General features: G+C 58.9%; 15 protein-coding genes and 1 riboswitch. Of the genes, 7 read left to right on the top strand and 8 right to left on the bottom strand.

The genetic code is table 11. The features are described 5' to 3' along the window. Position 1 precedes the first annotated feature (1 nt). Positions 2-730 carry a phosphonate metabolism transcriptional regulator PhnF gene (gene phnF, locus FHT84_RS06100; protein ID WP_113249411.1) on the top strand — a complete coding sequence of 243 codons (729 nt, stop codon included), beginning with the start codon at positions 2-4 and terminating at the stop codon, positions 728-730. A gap of 53 nt (positions 731-783) precedes the next feature. On the opposite strand, the gene FHT84_RS06095 is transcribed toward phnF, so the two are convergent. From FHT84_RS06095 to FHT84_RS06065, 7 genes are all read right to left on the bottom strand, one after another. Beyond that, entirely contained in the window at positions 784-1,134 is a 351-nt protein-coding gene (locus FHT84_RS06095; protein ID WP_113249410.1) for a VOC family protein, read from the bottom strand. A 60-nt stretch (positions 1,135-1,194) separates the two neighbouring features. Next, the gene (locus FHT84_RS06090; RefSeq protein WP_092711425.1) at positions 1,195-1,671 is read right to left on the bottom strand and encodes a 6,7-dimethyl-8-ribityllumazine synthase; all 477 of its coding nucleotides are present in this window, start codon (positions 1,669-1,671) and stop codon (positions 1,195-1,197) included. Positions 1,672-1,760: 89 nt separating this feature from the next. Continuing rightward, positions 1,761-1,907, bottom strand: a riboswitch (FMN riboswitch). Between the two features lie 105 nt (positions 1,908-2,012). Then, positions 2,013-3,074, bottom strand: coding sequence for an ABC transporter ATP-binding protein (locus FHT84_RS06085; RefSeq protein ID WP_112342590.1), 1,062 nt, complete (start codon positions 3,072-3,074; stop codon positions 2,013-2,015). A gap of 11 nt (positions 3,075-3,085) precedes the next feature. Further along, positions 3,086-3,874: an ABC transporter permease gene (locus FHT84_RS06080; protein WP_113249409.1), complete on the bottom strand. Its 789-nt coding sequence runs from the start codon at positions 3,872-3,874 to the stop codon at positions 3,086-3,088. After that, the gene (locus FHT84_RS06075) at positions 3,871-4,764 is read right to left on the bottom strand and encodes an ABC transporter permease subunit (protein WP_113249408.1); all 894 of its coding nucleotides are present in this window, start codon (positions 4,762-4,764) and stop codon (positions 3,871-3,873) included. The genes FHT84_RS06080 and FHT84_RS06075 overlap by 4 nt, the downstream gene beginning before the upstream one ends. Before the next feature lie 72 nt (positions 4,765-4,836). After that, the gene (locus FHT84_RS06070; protein WP_112342587.1) at positions 4,837-5,940 is read right to left on the bottom strand and encodes an ABC transporter substrate-binding protein; all 1,104 of its coding nucleotides are present in this window, start codon (positions 5,938-5,940) and stop codon (positions 4,837-4,839) included. Between the two features lie 189 nt (positions 5,941-6,129). Next, entirely contained in the window at positions 6,130-7,002 is an 873-nt protein-coding gene (locus FHT84_RS06065) for a MurR/RpiR family transcriptional regulator (protein ID WP_112342586.1), read from the bottom strand. Positions 7,003-7,182: 180 nt separating this feature from the next. Here FHT84_RS06065 and FHT84_RS06060 point away from each other — a divergent pair, with 180 nt between their 5' ends. The 5 genes from FHT84_RS06060 (at position 7,183) to FHT84_RS06040 (ending at position 13,817) form a co-directional block, all read left to right on the top strand. Then, the gene (locus tag FHT84_RS06060) at positions 7,183-7,956 is read left to right on the top strand and encodes an N-formylglutamate amidohydrolase (protein ID WP_113249407.1); all 774 of its coding nucleotides are present in this window, start codon (positions 7,183-7,185) and stop codon (positions 7,954-7,956) included. Positions 7,957-8,075: 119 nt separating this feature from the next. Beyond that, entirely contained in the window at positions 8,076-9,647 is a 1,572-nt protein-coding gene (locus FHT84_RS06055; RefSeq protein WP_113249406.1) for an amino acid permease, read from the top strand. A gap of 148 nt (positions 9,648-9,795) precedes the next feature. Then, positions 9,796-11,163 carry a glutamine synthetase family protein gene (locus FHT84_RS06050; RefSeq protein WP_113249439.1) on the top strand — a complete coding sequence of 456 codons (1,368 nt, stop codon included), beginning with the start codon at positions 9,796-9,798 and terminating at the stop codon, positions 11,161-11,163. Between the two features lie 123 nt (positions 11,164-11,286). Next, positions 11,287-12,672 carry an aldehyde dehydrogenase family protein gene (locus tag FHT84_RS06045; protein ID WP_183761321.1) on the top strand — a complete coding sequence of 462 codons (1,386 nt, stop codon included), beginning with the start codon at positions 11,287-11,289 and terminating at the stop codon, positions 12,670-12,672. Then, the gene (locus FHT84_RS06040; RefSeq protein WP_113249404.1) at positions 12,669-13,817 is read left to right on the top strand and encodes an iron-containing alcohol dehydrogenase; all 1,149 of its coding nucleotides are present in this window, start codon (positions 12,669-12,671) and stop codon (positions 13,815-13,817) included. The genes FHT84_RS06045 and FHT84_RS06040 overlap by 4 nt, the downstream gene beginning before the upstream one ends. Before the next feature lie 115 nt (positions 13,818-13,932). Here FHT84_RS06040 and FHT84_RS06035 read toward each other — a convergent pair whose 3' ends face one another. Continuing rightward, on the bottom strand, positions 13,933-15,387 hold the full coding sequence (locus tag FHT84_RS06035) for a L,D-transpeptidase (protein WP_113249403.1): 1,455 nt from the start codon (positions 15,385-15,387) through the stop codon (positions 13,933-13,935). A gap of 216 nt (positions 15,388-15,603) precedes the next feature. On the opposite strand from FHT84_RS06035, the gene FHT84_RS06030 reads away from it, so the two are divergent. After that, a complete protein-coding gene (locus FHT84_RS06030; protein ID WP_112342579.1) occupies positions 15,604-16,443 on the top strand; it encodes a DUF4432 family protein in 840 nt (279 codons plus the stop codon). Positions 16,444-16,505: the final 62 nt, after the last annotated feature.

Here is a 16,505-nt window from a genome sequence, read left to right as displayed (position 1 = left end):
CATGGAGACGATCGATCGGAAGGGCGGCAGCGCGCTCTGGCATCAGATCGGCGAGATCCTGGCGGCCGATATCGCCGCCGGGACTTTCGCTCCTGGAGAGAAATTGCCGACCGAGCCGGAGCTGATGCAGCGTTTCGGCGTCAGCCGCTTTACCGTGCGCCAGGCGCTAGGGCATCTGGAACAGCGTGGGTTGGTGCGCGCCGAGCAGGGGCGGGGGACATTCGTTCATAAGGGGGTGCTCGATTATTCCCTGTCCAAGCGAACGCGGTTTTCCAGGAACCTGATCGAACAAGGTTTCGAGCCGGGTGGAGAATTGCTCGTTCATGAGATCGTGCCGGCAGCAGAACGCGTCGCTGCCTATTTGAAACTGGCGGTGAATACGTCGGTCATCCATCGTCGCGGCATCATGACGGCCGATGGCATTCCGGTCGAACTGGGCGATTCCTATTATCCGGCCGAACGTTTTCCCGATTTCGATAAGGCCCGGTTGCAGCACCCGACGATCTCGGCAGCGCTCGCCAGCTACGGTGTCACCGACTACGAGCGGCTATCGACGGAAATCGAGGCGCGGATGCCGACGGCGGAAGAGGCGCGGCTCCTGCGGCAGCCGAAATCCGTGCCGCTGCTTATCACACGGAAGTTAGACGTGGACGCGAAGGGCGTGCCGATTACCTATGCGGAGTCGATGTGGTCAGCCGAGCGGATCACCTTCAGCGTGGATCTGCGGTAACGGTTCGAGCAGGCCCAGCGCATTTGGGCCAAAGCGGCTCGGCCATTTCCGCCTTAGCGATGTGAAAGTATATTGACCACCTTGCCGAAGGGGTCGCGGACGTAGAAGCGGCGGACACCCCAAGGCTCGTCCGTCAGGTCATACAATATGCCGAAGCCCATGGAGGTGGCGCGCTGATAAAGCGCATCGACATCGTCGACTTCGATCGAGAGATCGGGGACGATCGTTCCCGAGCCGCCTTCGCTGGCGACGCTGATCTGCGGCACCGTTGCAGCTTCGGAGGCAAACGTAAGGATCCAGCCATGGTCCATGACGATGTCGAGGCCGAGCAGGTCATGATAGAAAAGGCGTGCCGTATCCGGGTCGGCGGCGGGCAGGTTGGGGATGATGCGTAGGACGGTCAACTGACGTTTCTCCCTTGTGGACATGGAGGCGGGTCTTCACCGCGCCTCCACCATGCCGGCTCAGACCGTGACCGCGGGAAGCAGCTTGGCGCGTTCCGCGAGAATATGGCGGCAGGCGCTGGCCACTTCGCGGCCCTTGATGATGAAATGTTCCTTGAAGAACTGGATATGCGCTTCCGATTCCTGGAAGTGATGCGGCGTCAACACTGCCGAGAGGATAGGCACGCCGGTGTCGAGCTGGACGCGCATCATGGCATCAAGAACCGTATTGGCGACGAACTCATGGCGATAGATGCCACCGTCGACAACGAAAGCGGTGGCGACGATCGCGGAATAACGGCCGTTGCGGGCAAGCGTCTGTGCGTGCAGCGGAATTTCAAGCGCGCCGGGCACGTCGAAGATATCGATCGGAGATGCGCCTTCCACCGTCTGCCATTCGGCAACGAAGGAGTCGACCGAGCGATCGACGATATCGGCATGCCAGCGGGCCCGAATGATCGCAATGCGGCTCGGCTGGGTAGAAATCGAAATGGTCATGAATTTTGCCTTTCAAGGGTTGTTGTCAAATATCCCTTGGGCGAACACGCAACATCGCGGCACCTCTCGCGCAGAGGAGGTGCGATCCTGCTTGCTCTCTTCCATCCGGACTATACCGTCGGCTCCGGCATCTCACCGGATCTGCTGACCCTTCCGAAAGCTCGGAAGGCGCTCGCGGGCTCGAGGAAACTCCCCATACCGCCGGTGGGGAATTGCACCCCGCCCTGAGAACGCACGGACTATAGATGCTTTGCCTCATGAAAATCAAAGAAAAACGCCGGGCTTTTGACCCGGCGTCTGCGAATAATTTTTCAAAGTTTCCATGCAGCGCGGATGCGTGCTCAATCCTGAATGACGAGCAGATCGGAAGAGGCGAAGCGCAGCGTCACCTTCTCGCCAACGCTCGGAGGCATCATGCCCGGACTATTGAACATATCGAAGGAAATCGTGTTACCGGCGACATTCATGCGGGTGCGGATAACCGAACCCAGGAAGTGTGCGGAGGAAACCTCGCCCGTCAGCGCGGTATCGCCCTTTGCCGACTCGGCCAGCGAACCGGCTTCGGGACGCAGGGCGAGCGATACGGTATCGCCCGGCTTGTAGGCCGTCACCGACTGCTTCAGGGTCACGCCCTGATCGCCGATCATGATGCGGTTGCTGTCGGGATCGACGACCTTGCCTTCGATCAGGTTCAGCGTACCGACGAAGGAGGCGACGAAGCGGGTTGCCGGCGTGTTGTAGATCTCGAAAGGCGTGCCGATCTGGTCGGCGCGACCGGCATTCATCACGACGATGCGATCGGAGATCGACAGGGCTTCTTCCTGGTCGTGGGTCACGAAAACGGTGGTAATGCCGAGCTGCTGTTGGATCGCGCGGATTTCCTCACGCAGCGAGATGCGGATCTTGGCGTCGAGCGCCGAAAGCGGCTCGTCAAGCAAAAGCACTTGAGGCTTGACGGCGATGGCGCGAGCAAGCGCCACGCGTTGCTGCTGGCCGCCGGACATCTGATAGGGATAGCGGCTGGCGAGATGGTCGAGCTTGATGAGAGCAAGCATCTCCTTGACGCGCTTGTCGATGTCAGGCTTCGACATGCCGGCCACCTTGAGGCCGAAGGCGACGTTGTCGTGCACCGTCATGTTCGGGAACAGCGCGTAGGCCTGGAAGACCATGCCGATGTTGCGTTGGTTCGGCTTCAGCGGGCGCTGGTCCTTGCCGTTGATCGTCAAGGTGCCAGCGGTCGGGGTTTCGAAGCCAGCGATCATGCGCAGCACGGTCGTCTTGCCGCAGCCTGACGGTCCAAGGAAGGAGATGAATTCTCCCTTCTCGATTTGCATATTGAAATCGTGGACGACGTGCACGTCGCCGAATGATTTCTTGATGTGGGTGAGTTCGAGAAAAGCCATGGTGAGAAGCCTTACGCCTTAACCGGAGCCAGTTTTGAGAAGCGGGATACGAGCTGCAGCAGGCCCATGCTGAGCCAGGTGACGGCAAGTGCGATGATGGCGAGCGCCGAGGACTGATAAGCCTGATTGGCTCCGACGAGCTGCATGTAAGGGCCGAAAGCCGGCCTGTTGAGCAATGATGCCATCGTGAATTCGCCCATCACGATCGCCAGCGTGATGAAGGCACCGGATAGAACGCCGCTCATGACATTGGGAAAAATGCAGCGGAACATGATGGTCGTCCACTTCGCGCCGAGGCTTTCCGCCGCTTCCGTCAGGGTGCCGACATCGATCGTGCGCATCGCCGTATCGACCGAACGATACATATAAGGGAGCGCCAAGACAATATAGGAGCAGACCAGAAGGAAGTTTGTCGTCTGCTCGAAGCCTGTCAAAGGCAGGATCGACGACGAATTATAAAGGCGCAGATAGCCGAAAACGATGACGATTGCGGGAATGACCAGCGGCATCAGCGTGATGAATTCGACGACCGGGCGCAGTTGCGGCAAGCGAAGCCGGACCCAGTAGGCAGTCGGGACGACGAGCAGCATGCCGACGATGATGGTCAGCAGCGCCATGAGCATGGAATAGCCGAACGCATAGAGGAAGTTTGCGTCGGAAAAAACCGATGCGTAGGCGTCGAAACTATAGGCATTGCGGCGCATGCGCAGCGAGAATTCCAGCGTGCCGATCAGCGGAACGATGAAATAGATGGCGCCGATGACGACCGCGATCCAGGCGAAGAATTTCTGCAGTTTCATTTCTGCCACCGTTCCGCGCGTATACGCATGATGATGTAGATGACGTTGGAAATGCCTGTTATGACGATCATGCCGAGGGCCATGGCATAGCCGAGATTGGCGTTGTGCAGCACATCGCCGCGGATCTGGGCATAGAGCTGGATCGGGATGATGTTGAGCGAGCTGCCCGTCAGCGCAATGGCCGTTGCGATGGCGCCGAAGGCATTGGCGAACAGCAGCAGCGTCGTGCCGAGCAGGCTCGGCCAGAGGATGGGCAGCGCCACCATCAGCCAATATTGTCTGTTTGTCGCCCCGAGAATTGACGCGGCCTCACGCCATTCCTTCTTCATGCCATCGAGTGCGGGCGTAATAATCAGCACCATCAGCGGAATCTGGAAATACATGTAGGTGACGGTCAAGCCGATGAAGCTGTAGAGATTGAAGCCGGTGGCGTAGAGATTGAAGCCAAGCCAGTCTCTCATCAACACGGTGACAAGGCCCAGGCGGCCGATCGTGGCGATGAAGGCGAACGCCAGCGGCACGCCGGCGAAATTGGAAGCGACGCCGGAGAATGTAAGGAAGACATTGCGCACCCAGGCCGGAAGCCCGCCCATGACCAAGGCCCAAGCTAGATAAAAGCCGATCAGCGCGCCGCCGAGCGCCGAAGTGACCGACACTTTGATGCTGATCCAATAGGAGTCCATGATGGACTTTGTGAACAGATCACCGATGTTCTTCAGTGTCAGACTGCCGTCAGGCGTCAGAAACGCGCCGGCAATCAGGTAGATCGTCGGCAAAATCAGAAACAGCAGCGCGAAGATCAGGAAGGGCGCGATGCCCAGCCAGTCAACGACCAAGCGTTTGTTGATCAAGGGAGTGGTGCTCATCGTTGATGTTGTCACGGTGCTCATGATTGGCCCAATCCGCGGCGTCAAAAAACGGAAAACCTCCCCGCCGAAGCGGGGAGGTCATGTCAGATCAAATTACTGCACGTTCGAACCGACGACAGAGTCCCACTTCGTGGTGATGGCGGTCTTGCCGGCAGCCTGTTCGTCGAGTGTCGGGAAGACGGCCTTTTCGTAAGCGGCAGCCGGCGGCAGCTTGTCGAGAAGTTCCTGCGGGACCTTCTTGTTCTTCGCCAGGTCGTTGAAGCGGATCGGGTGGCAATAGCCCTTCAGCCAGCCGATCTGGCCTTCGTCGGAATAGAGGAACTCCATCCAGAGCTTGGCAGCATTCGGATGCGGAGCGAAAGCCGAGATCGCCTGGACGTAGACGCCGGCGATCACGCCCGAAGCCGGAACGGTGACGTCAACCGGCGGGTTGCCGTTCAGGCTGTCGCGCCAGGAGAGACCATTGTAGTCCCATGCGATGACGATCGGGGTTGCGCCCTGTGCGAGCGAAGCGGACTTGCCGATGACCGGAACGAAGTTGCCGGCCTTGTTGAGCTTCGCGAAGTAGTCGAGACCGGCAGCGCCGATCTTGGTGGCATCCTTTTCACCGGCAGCCAGGCCGGCGGCGTAGACGGCCTGGACGGCCTGGTTCGAAGTGCGCGGGTCGCCGGCGAGCGAAACGGTGTTTGCGTATTCCGACTTCTGCAGGTCGGCCCAGTCTTTCGGCGGGTTCTTTACAACGTCCTTGTTGGTGACAAAGGAGAGAACGCCGTAATAGTCGCCGTACCAATAGCCTTCGGAATCCTTGGCGCTGTCCGGAATGGAATCCCAGGTGGAGACCTTGTAAGGCTGCAGCAGGCCTTCCTTCTTGGCAGTCGGGCCGAAGGAGAGACCGACGTCGATCACGTCCGGAGCCTGCGGGCCGGTGTTGCCCTTGTTGGCGCGGATTGCTTCGACTTCATCGCCCGAACCGGCATCCGGATTCAGTTCGTTGACTTCAATGCCGTACTTTGCCTTGAACGCAGCAATGAGATCGCCATAACCGCACCAGTTGTGGGGTAGGGCGATCGTGGTCAGCGTGCCTTCCTTCTTGGCAGCGGCGATGAGATCGGCGCTCGGCTCCGCGGCCGCGATAGCCGTCGAAGCGACGAGCATTGCGGTAGAGATGGTCAGAAGACGATGAATTTTCGAGGTCACTGCATTTCCTCCTTCTGGGTTTTCAGTGTCTGGCGTTGCTGTTAATGACGTAACATGAAGGTTGTGTGACGGTTTCAAAGCGTTGCGTTTGCTAATAACGAAGACATTTTTGCTTCTAATCAACAAGTATGACAGTCGCTGCATTTCACATCGTTTCGCGAGATATTATTTTATGCTTTCGTTTCCCTCTCAACTCAGCTTGCGAAACAACTTTGTTTGTTCAAAAAGGCCTTCGAGCGTTTTCATGCGCTCGCTCGTCTCGTCCCATGTCGAGCTTTGAACAGCCTCGATCAGGGCCTCAACGATGAAGAGAGTAACGACCGATGAATCCCAGGCGGAAGGGGCCTCGATCTGCACGCGAAACGTGTGTCGTGCATGTTTGGCGGCAGGTGTTGCCCATTGGTCGGTGAAGACAATGATTTCGGCGCCGCGCCGGCGGGCGGCCGCGGCCAGATTGACCATTTCCTGCTCATAGCGCCTGATATCGAAGATCACGAGCAAGTCGCCCGGATTCATATTCAGGACATATTGCGGCCAGGTGCTGGAATTGGAGGAGAGCAGCGTGGTATTGGGGCGAATGACCTGCATGTGAGTGAAGAAATATTCGGCAAGCGCACCCGTGATGCGCCCGCCAACGAAATAGAGCCCACGCTTTCTTTCGGACAGCAGGGTGGCGACGCCGTCGAATGTCGCTGCATCGATATCCGAAAGCGTCTGGCGAAGATTGCTCATGATGGCATCAGCAAAGCGATTGAGGATATGCGTGCCCGGCGCATTCGATGCCCAGCGATCATGCTTCGTCAATGGGTTGGAGATGGTCGCTTCCACCTCTTGATGAAGATGGGCCTGGAAGTCCGGGTAGCCCTTGTAGCCGAGTTTCTGCACCATGCGCGCGACCGTTGGCGTCGAAACGCGCGCATTTTCGGCAACCGTCGTAATGCTGCCAAGCCCCGAAACGGGATAGTTGTCGAGCAGGCTCTTGGCGAGCTGCTTTTCGGCGCGCGTCAGCGTCTCGAAGCGCGCGTTGATCACGTCAGAAACTGTCTTCGACGCAGTGTTCACTCGATTTTTGCTCCCCGGAACGGTCTTATGCCGCTTTCCTGCAAGGATATAACAACGCTGTCATATTTCGAGTCAATGTCACAAATGAAGAAATAATTTCAGTTTTCGATTGACAGCGGCGAAAACCTGAAGAATTCTTTTCTTATAAAGATTTCATTAATCGGTAATGGGGCGTCTCCGATGCTTGCGCAGCAAGGCATTCTGACGAAGGCGGATGGCGATTGCGTCGCGGTCGAGAGGCCGGATGGGAGTAGCGCGGTTCTGCTCGTCTGCGAGCACGCTTCCCGCGCCTTGCCGGAACAGTTCGGAGATCTCGGGCTTTCCGCCGAGGCGCTTTCCAGTCATATTGCCTGGGATCCGGGCGCACTGGCGGTTGCAAGAAAAATGTCCGCCAGCTTGAATGCGACGCTGGTTTTTCAGCGTTTCTCCCGCCTGATCTACGACTGCAATCGGCCGCCGGAAAGTGCCGGCGCCATGCCGGAAACGAGTGAAATCTACACGATTCCCGGCAATCAGCATTTGGCCGAGGCAGACAGGCAGGCGCGCACGCAAGGCCTCTACATACCGTTTCATGACAGGATCAGAACCCTGTTGAAAGAAAGGGCCGCGCGCGGACAAAAAACCGTGATCGTGACAATCCACAGCTTCACGCCGGTCTATAATGGCAAGCCTCGGGCGGTGGAGCTCGGCATTCTGCATGACGAGGACCGTTGGCTGGCCGATCGCATGCTGGAGGCAGCGGCTGAAGCGCCGCTCTATCGGACCGAGCGCAACCAGCCTTACGGTCCTGAGGACGGCGTTACCCATACGCTGAAGCTGCATGGGATCGCCAATAGCCTGCATAATGTAATGATCGAGGTCCGCAACGACCTCATTCAAGATGACGTCGGCCAAGGGGTCGTGGCCGATTATCTGACAGGGCTTATCCAGAGCAGTCTGGAAGCCCAAGCATAAAAGAAAAAGACCCCGGGGAGCAGTTCAACTGCGATCGGGCCGCATGGCAAGAGCCAGCGGCTCATGTGACATATGGTTTTCCGCAATCCCGCGGACGACCGGGCTTTAGGGGGAATGGCATGTCTGATTATTCAGAGTTAGACAAGAAGCAGGATGTCCAGATCCTGCACTCCATGGGCTACGCCCAGGAGCTGGAACGGCGCATGAGTTCATTCTCGAATTTCGCCGTGTCCTTCTCGATCATTTGCATTCTTTCGGGCGGCATCAATTCGCTCGCCCAGGCGACATCGGGTGCCGGCGGTGCCGCTATCGGCATCGGCTGGCCAGTCGGCTGCTTCATATCGCTGGTTTTTGCCGTGGCGATGGCGCAGATCAGCTCGGCATATCCGACGGCGGGCGGCCTTTATCACTGGGGTTCGATCCTCGGCAACCGCTTCACCGGTTGGTTGACCGCCTGGTTTAACCTGCTCGGCCTCGTCACCGTGCTCGGCGCCATCAATGTCGGTACCTATTATTTCTTCGTGGGGGCTTTCGGCGGCTATTTCGGCATGACCGACACCACGTTGGTGCGCATCCTGTTCCTGGTGGTCATCACCGGCCTGCAGGCGCTCGTCAACCATATGGGTATCGGTCTGACCGCGAAGCTCACGGACTTTTCCGGCTATCTGATCTTCGCAACCTCGATCCTTCTGGCGGCCGTTTGCCTGATCGCGGCGCCGTCCTATGATCTTGCGCGGCTTTTCACCTTCACCAACTATTCCGGTCTGGCGACGATTGCTGCCGACGGTTCGGCAACCGGCGCGCCGGTCTGGCCGCAGGTTTCGACCTTCTGGGTTTTCGCGCTCGGCCTTCTGCTGCCAATCTACACGATCACCGGTTATGACGCCTCGGCTCATACCTCGGAAGAAACGGTGAAAGCCGCCCATTCCGTTCCGCGGGGTATGGTGTCTTCGGTTCTCTGGTCGGCGCTTTTCGGCTACATCATGCTGTGCTCATTCGTGCTGATGCTGCCGAATATGGACGATGCCGCCAAGCAGGGCTGGAATGTATTCTTCTGGGCAATGGACGCACAGGTCAATCCCATTGTGAAGGACATTCTCTATCTGCTGATCTTCATCAGCCAGTGGCTATGTGGTCTTGCGACGGTCACCTCGGTTTCGCGCATGATCTTCGCCTTCTCGCGTGACGGCGGTCTGCCGGGATCCAAGGCCCTGTCTCGCGTCAGCCCGAGATACCGCACGCCGGTTTCGGCGATCTGGACCGGCTCGATCCTTTCCGTCCTCTTCGTCTGGGGTTCGTCGCTGGTATCGATCGGCGATACGCCGGTTTACACCATCGTCGTCTCGTGCACCGTCATCTTCCTGTTCTTCTCCTTCGCGATCCCGATCACACTCGGTCTTTTCGCATGGGGTACGGCGAAGTGGGACAAGATGGGCCCTTGGAACCTCGGGGAAGGGCTGTTCAAGCTGTTTGCCGTGCTGACGATCATCGCGATGATCATCATCTTCATTCTCGGCATTCAGCCGCCGAACGACTGGGCCGGCATCATCACCGTCGGCTTCCTGGTTCTGACGGCCATCGTCTGGTTCGGCTTCGAGCGCCGTCGCTTCAAAGGCCCGCCGATCGGCGATGCGATTGCCAAGCGCAAGGCCGAGATCGCGGCAGCGGAAGCCGCCGTCGGCGAAAACTGAGCGCGGGCACATCTCTCCAACCACTGGGGTCGCAGACCTGCGGCCCCTTTCACGGTAGCGACAGGGCTGCGGAGCGCGGATCATCCTCCGAGCGGCGGCATTGTTCGACAGACCGGTGTTTCAATTCATTGTTCAGGCGGACCAAATCATGAGCAGCTATACGTTCGACGACCTCAAGCGAGATGTGGCCGAAGGGCGCATCGATACGGTTCTGGCATGCCAGGTCGACATGCAGGGCCGGTTGATGGGCAAACGCTTCCAGGCGGAATTCTTCATCGAAAGTGCCTGGAAGGAAACGCATAGCTGCAATTATCTGCAGGCGACCGATATCGAGATGGAGACCGTCTCCGGCTACAAGTCGACGAGCTGGGAGAAGGGCTACGGCGACTATACGATGAAGCCGGATCTTGCCACGTTGCGCCGCATACCCTGGCTGGAGGGCACGGCGCTCGTCCTTTGTGACGTGCTCGACCATCATACCCACGAGGAAGTCGCCCATTCGCCGCGTGCGATCCTTAAGAAGCAGATCAAGCGCCTCGAGGCGATGGGCATGAAGGCCTACATGGCTTCGGAGCTTGAATTCTTCCTGTTCGATCAGAGCTACGACAGCGCCCGTGAATCCGGCTATCGCAACCTCAATCTCGTCAGTGGCTACAACGAGGATTACCACATCTTCCAGACTACGAAGGAAGAGGATGTGATGCGGGCGATCCGCAAGGGATTGCAGGGTGCGGAGATTCCCGTCGAAAACTCCAAGGGCGAGGCATCCGCCGGCCAGGAGGAAATCAACGTCCGCTACGCCGACGCGCTGACCATGGCCGACCGCCATGCCATTATCAAGAACGGCTGCAAGGAAATCGCTTGGTCGAAGGGCAAGGCCATTACCTTCCTGGCGAAATGGAACTACAGCGCGGCCGGCAGCTCGTCGCATATTCATCAATCGCTGTGGAGCGCCGACGGCAAGACCCCGCTGTTCTTCGAGGAGGGCGGCAAATACGGCATGTCGCCGATGATGAAACACTATGTCGCCGGCCTTCTGACGCATGCCAGCGAGATCACCTATTTCCTGGCGCCCTATATCAATTCCTACAAGCGCTTCATGGCCGGCACCTTCGCGCCGACCAAGGCCATCTGGAGCAAGGATAATCGCACGGCCGGTTACCGCCTCTGCGGAGAAGATACCAAGTCGATCCGCATCGAGTGCCGCGTCGGCGGCTCGGACCTCAATCCCTATCTGGCTTTCGCGGCCCTGATTGCCGCCGGAATCGACGGGATCGAAAACAAGCTCGAGCTTGAAGCACCCTTCGTCGGCGATGCTTATGGCGCGCGCGAAGTCCGCGAAATACCGCGCACTTTACGCGATGCCGCCACAGCCCTCACCAATTCGAAGATGCTGCGTGCCGCCTTCGGCGACGATGTGGTTGATCACTATACCCGTGCCGCCGAATGGGAGCAGGAGGAATACGATCGTCGTGTCACCGATTGGGAAGTGGCGCGCGGATTCGAAAGAGCGTAAGGCTTTTGCGATCTGCCCCGTCCCCGATTTCCATTTTATGATCGGGCGGGGCGCCGAGATGTTTTTGCCCAGCGGTGGAAGATTCGGCAATCAATTGATGATGAAGAAAACAGGAATTCGATCATGACCATGATCACATGCGTCTCCCCCGTGAACGGAGAGGTTTATGCCGAGCGTCCGGCGCTGTCGCTGGATGCTGCCAAGGACGTCGTGGCACGCGCCCGCAAAGCGCAGAAGGATTGGGCGCGCCGCCCGCTGGAAGATCGTGTCCAGCTCGTGCTGAAGGGTGTCGCGCGGCTCAATGAGATGGCCGATGTTGTCGTGCCGGAGCTTGCCTGGCAGATGGGTCGCCCGATCAAGTACGGCGGCGAATATCGCGGCTTCAACGAGCGCTCGAATTATGTGGCCTCGATCGCGGCCGACGCACTGGCACCCTTGGTCGTCGAGGATAGTGCCAATTTCGCCCGCCGCATCGAGCGCGAACCGCATGGCGTGGTCTTCGTCATCGCGCCCTGGAATTATCCCTACATGACGGCCATCAATACGGTTGCCCCGGCGCTGATGGCCGGCAATACTGTTATTCTCAAGCACGCAAGCCAGACGCTGCTCGTTGGCGAGCGGCTGGTGCAGGCTTTCGTCGAGGCCGGAGTTCCCGCCGATGTCTTCCAGAATGTCTTCCTGGATCATGAAACCACCTCGGCGCTGATTGCGGCCAGCAGTTTCAACTTCGTCAATTTCACCGGCTCCGTCGAAGGCGGCCGGTCGATCGAGCGTGCGGCTGCCGGCACTTTCACCAGCCTTGGCCTCGAGCTTGGCGGCAAGGATCCGGGCTATGTCATGGAGGATGCCGATCTCGATGCCGCCGTTGATACGCTGATGGATGGAGCAACCTATAATTCCGGCCAGTGCTGCTGTGGTATCGAGCGCATCTACGTGCATGAATCGCTCTACGACAGTTTTGTCGAGAAGTCGGTGGCCTGGGTCTCGAACTACAAGCTCGGCAATCCCCTTGATCCGGAGACGTCGCTCGGGCCGATGGCCAACAAGCGCTTCGCCAAGGTCGTGCGTGAGCAGATCGCCGATGCGGTTGCCAAGGGCGCAAAGGCGCTGGTCGATCCTAAGCTGTTTCCGGCCGATGATGGGGGCGCCTATCTTGCGCCGCAGATCCTCGTCAACGTCGATCATTCCATGGCCTTCATGCGCGAGGAAACCTTCGGTCCCGCCGTCGGCATCATGAAGGTGAAGAGCGATGCGGAAGCGCTGGAGCTGATGAACGACAGCCCCTACGGTCTGACGGCTTCGCTCTGGACCAAGGATGTCGAGCGTGCCTCGCGCATCGGCCGCGAAATCGAAACCGGCACTGTCTTCATGAACCGCGCCGATTATCTCGATCCGGCTCTGTGTTGGACCGGCGTCAAGGAAACCGGCCGTGGCGGCTCGCTGTCGATCATCGGCTTCCACAATCTGGCGCGCCCGAAATCCTATCATCTGAAGAAAGTAACAGCATGAGCACTATCTCAGCCAATTGGAGCTATCCGAACGCCTTCAAGCTCGGCCGCGGCCGCATCAAGGAGCTCGAGGACGCCTGCAAGAGCCTGGGCATGAAGAAGCCGCTGCTGATCACCGACCGGGGACTTGCCTCGATGGCGATCACGGCGACAGCATTGGATATTCTGGAAGATGCGGGTCTCGGCCGCGCCATCTTCGCTGACGTCGATCCGAATCCGAACGAGAAGAACCTCGAAGCCGGCGTGAAGGCATTCAAGGATGGCGGCCATGATGGTGTCGTCGCCTTCGGCGGCGGTTCCGGCCTCGATCTCGGCAAGTGCGTCGCCTTCATGGTTGGCCAGACGCGTCCTGTCTGGGATTTCGAAGATATCGGCGACTGGTGGACCCGCGCCAGCGTCGAAGGCATTGCGCCGATCGTTGCGGTGCCGACGACGGCCGGCACAGGCTCGGAAGTCGGCCGTGCCAGCGTCATCACCAACTCCGCAACGCATGTGAAGAAGATCATCTTCCATCCCAAGTTCCTCCCGGGCGTCGTCATTGCCGATCCGGAGCTGACCGTCGGCATGCCGAAGATCATCACCGCCGGCACCGGCATGGACGCGTTCGCTCACTGCCTGGAAGCCTATTCCTCGCCGTTCTACCACCCGATGTCGGCCGGCATCGCGCTGGAAGGCATGCGTCTCGTCAAGGAATTCCTGCCGCGCGCCTATCGTGAGGGAACGGATCTCGAAGCCCGCGCCAACATGATGAGTGCTGCCGCCATGGGCGCCGTCGCCTTCCAGAAGGGACTCGGCGCCATCCACGCGCTGTCGCATCCGATCGGCGCCGTCTACAACACCCATCACGGCATGACTAATGCCGTTGTCATGCCAGCCGTTCTGCGCTTCAATCGCAAGGCCATCGAGGACAAGATTGCGCGTGCCGCAGCCTATCTCGGCATTTCGGGTGGTTTCGACGGCTTCTATGATTATGTGCTGCAGCTGCGCTCGGAACTCGGCGTGCCGGAAAACCTGTCTGCCATGGGTATCGCGCCCGACCGGATCGACGAGCTCTCCGCCATGGCAATCGAAGATCCGAGTGCCGGCGGCAATCCGGTGCCGATGACGCTCGAAAACACCAAGGTGTTGTTCCGCGATTGCTTCTGATGCGCCGCCGAACTACCTGACGCGCCGGATGAAAATAGCGGTGCGTCGATATTTCAAGTCAAAGAAAAAGCCGCCGGGGAAACTCGGCGGCTTTTTGTTTGGGCATATCCGGCTATCAATCCACGAATTCGACGACGACGCCGGGCTTGACCATTTTGGCGAGCTCAGTCGCATCCCAATTGGTAAGACGTACGCAGCCATGGCTTTGCGACTTGCCGATCCGCGAGGGATCCGGTGTGCCGTGGATGCCGTAGGTCGGCTTCGACAGGGCCATCCAGACCGTACCGACCGGGCCGTTCGGACCAGGGGGAATGTTCAGGATCTTGTCGTTGCCGCCCTGCTGGAAGTTGATCTTCGGATTGTAAGTATAGCCCGGATTGAAGGCGACACGTTCGACCGTGACCGTGCCTGACGGTGAGGGCGTGTCGGCGGAACCGATGCTGGCCGGATAGGCCGCGATCAAGGTGCCGTTGGCGTCATAGGCGAAAACCTGCTTGCGGCCTTTGTCCGCCAGGATCTTGGCGACCGTTCCCGTCTTGCTGGGACCCGTATTGACGACCTTGATGGTGCTGCCCGGCACGGTGAAATCGACACCGGGATTGAGCGCCTTCAGGTAGCCTTCATCCATATGGAAGCGCTCCGCCAGCATTTCCGTCGTCGACGTGTAGCCAAGGGAAGGCATCTGGGATTTCGCGGCATAATCTTCAGGGATTGACGCGACATAAGGGCCGGCCGCGTCGGCGGCCGTAATCGTGTAGTTGACGATCGGCATCCCGCCGGACATGCGCAGCTGCTCGAGAATCGAATCGGTGTTGTTCGGATCGAGCGTCTGGCCGGTCATCTGCTGATAGGCATAGATCGCCTTGGTGACGTTAGCGCCCATGCGGCCATCGATGGCGCCTGGCGAAATGCCTTGCCGCGCGAGGAAGACCTCGAGCGCGGTAATTTCCATCCTCGACTTGCCGTTGAGCGTGATCACGGGCTCGGCCGGCGGCTTATTGATGATATCCGGGGCGCCCTGTTGCGGGTCTATCGATGCATAATCGCTACCGCTTGGGTTCGTCCGGCCCTGATTTCCGCCCGGCAGGGGCTGATCGTCGAGCGGCTGACGCTGAATATCGCCATCGCGCGGAATTCCGCCGGTCACTACGCCGCGATCCTGTTGATCGCCGCCATCGTAATTGCCATAGCCGTCGGTGCGATACTGGCGATAATCCTGGTAGCCGCCGTTGCGGGAGAGCTGGGTATCGCCATAGCGGCCGCCATTGTCGTACCCATCGTCATTATAAGTCTGGCGAGCAGGTGCGCGAGGATAATAGGTACTTGCCTTCATCTCGGTGGCGACGACATTGCCATAGGCATCGATCAGAACCCGTCGGCCGCGCCCGTCGCGCGCCATGGCATATCCGCCGCCGTAGGGATATTGATCGAGAATCCGGCCGTCGGGAGTGACGAGAACCGTGTTGCCGTTTCCGCTGCGATAATATTGTGCCTGCGCATCGGTGAGCGCAAGCATGGACACAGTGGCAGTCATTGCCAGGGCAAAACTCAATTTTACAAACCGGTTCACGTCTGTCGAATCCTCGGGGTAGTCGTTCGGCTGACACACACATGGCAATTTTGACGCCAGTATGGAAATTTAGATTATCATGCTGAATAAAATATAAAAAATTCCGTGATCAAGGCTTCAAGTTAATATTCGGTAAGCCAAATCACCGTTTATTTCAGCCGCGCGTTACCTTGGGACAACGCCTGTGCGCGAAACCGATCAAGGAGGACTTGAGGGATGATGGATTTTTCTGCGGCGAAAGGGCCGAAATTGACGCTGGATGAGGGCTCCGTCCTGGATATCGGCGCCTGCATCGTCGATGGCAACAATCTTGCGCCCGGAAGCGCCGTTCCCGACGATGGCGATCCGCGTATCAGTCATTCGGTCGAAGGCTTCCTCTTCACTTGCGGGCCGGATCATATCCGCCACCCCGAGCCGATGTCCGGCGCGGATGAGGGCAAGCACTATCCGCTTCACGGTTCCTTCTCGTCCCATCCGGCCAAAATTCTCTGGACCAAATTCGAGAACGGCAATGCGGAATGCCGTGCCGATATCGATGTTGCCACCGCCGAGAGGCGAACGGCAAGGCTTGAACGACTTTGGCAGATCGATGGCGCCACGGGCGAGGTCTCGCTAGCAGACCGTATCGTCAATACGAGCACAGAGGCGATGCCGGTCTTTTTGATGTACCACATGAACATTGGCGGCAAATGGTTCGACGGCGGCACGCGCCTCACCGGACAGATGCTTGACAATGGCGGTTTTCCATGGACCTTCGGCCAGGAGGGCGGCGATATCTTCTGCGTGCCGGCTGAGGACAAGGGCGAGGATTGGGCGGAAATCACTCTCGGCCCGATCGAGGCCATCGGCGGCAAGTCGCTGAGGGTGCGCTTCGGTACCGACACGCTGCCGTTCCTGCAGGTCTGGCGCAATCAGCGCGCGCCTGCGCATGTGCTTGGCATCGAGCCGGTTTCGCATCGGTGGGTCTCGCGTGCGGAGCTTGAGGAGGCAGGCGAATTCAATATTCTCCAGCCCGGCGAAGCCCGGAATTTCATGCTCAACTTTGCCTTTGTTTGAGAGTGCGCCGCGGTTGACGCTCGCCGTATCGCGGCGTAGATCAAGGCCACGGTTTTAGAGAG

The organism is Rhizobium sp. BK289 (genome assembly GCF_014193575.1).
GTDB classification, from domain to species: Bacteria; Pseudomonadota; Alphaproteobacteria; order Rhizobiales; family Rhizobiaceae; genus Rhizobium; species Rhizobium tropici_C.
Note: the sequence above shows the minus strand (reverse complement) of the source record. Positions and strands in the feature narration are given on the sequence as shown.